At 63.9% G+C, this 935-nt stretch carries 1 protein-coding gene; it reads left to right on the top strand.

Annotated elements, in window-relative coordinates; all coding sequences use genetic code 11:
• Positions 1-81: 81 nt before the first annotated feature.
• Positions 82-920 (top strand): IS5 family transposase gene (locus JMJ55_RS30405; protein ID WP_202829342.1). Its coding sequence is split into 2 segments (ribosomal slippage): positions 82-469 and positions 469-920, totalling 840 coding nucleotides; the frame shifts between segments, so codons are not numbered across the junction.
• The last annotated feature ends 15 nt before the right edge of the window (positions 921-935 follow it).

Below are 935 nucleotides of genomic sequence, written 5' to 3'. Positions count from 1 at the left end.
AGTGTCCATCCGGGAACAGACCGAGTCATTTGAATCGCTTGTGATTGGCTCCCGGCGGCGGGCGCAGGAAGAAAGGCGTTTATGTGGACGCCCGAGAACCGGCCGAAATACGACCGCAGCAAGCTGCGTTACCCGAGTGATCTGACCGACGAGGAATGGTCGATCATCGGCCCGCTGATTCCGCTGGCGAAGCGTGGCGGCAACAAGCGGACGGTAGATGAGCGCGCGGTGCTGAACGGGGTGATGTACATCCTCTCCACCGGCTGCCAGTGGGCCGCGCTACCGAAGGACCTGCCGCCGCGGAGCACAGTGAATGACTACCTGCGACGCTGGGACGAGGACCGGACGCTCGATCGCATTCACCACGCGCTCTACGTGCTGTGCCGGGAGCAGGCCGGGCGCGAGGCCAGCCCGACGGCGGCGATCATCGACAGCCAGAGCGTGAAAGGCGCGGAAAAAGGGGGCGCTGCATCGACCCCTCGGGCTACGACGCGGGCAAGAAGATCAAGGGCAAGAAGCGGCACGTCCTGGTCGACACCCAGGGCCTGCTGATGCAGGCCATCATCCATGCCGCCGACATCCAGGACCGCGACGGTGGCGTACTGCTGATGGGTTCACTGTTCGGCCTCTACCCCTTCCTGCTGAAACTCTACGCCGACGGCGGGTATCAAGGTGCCAACTTCCAGGCCGGATTGCGCACGGCCTGCCGCCAGATCGACCTCGAGATCGTCAAGCGATCCGAGTTGCGCAAGTTCGTCGTGCTGCCGAAGCGCTGGATTGTCGAGCGCACCATTGCCTGGCTCAATCGCTGCCGACGATTGGCCAAGGATTGGGAGTGCCTGAACCGCCGAGCGCTCGCCTTCCTCCGGTGGGCCTCCGTTCGCCGTATGCTCCGAAGGCTGTGTCAGAACACCACATGATCCCGGATGGACTCT

Origin of the sequence: Belnapia mucosa, assembly GCF_016775475.1 — a bacterium.
Lineage (GTDB): Bacteria > Pseudomonadota > Alphaproteobacteria > Acetobacterales > Acetobacteraceae > Belnapia > Belnapia mucosa.
The sequence above is the reverse complement of the archived record's forward strand: the minus strand, read 5'-3'. Positions and strand labels throughout refer to the sequence as shown.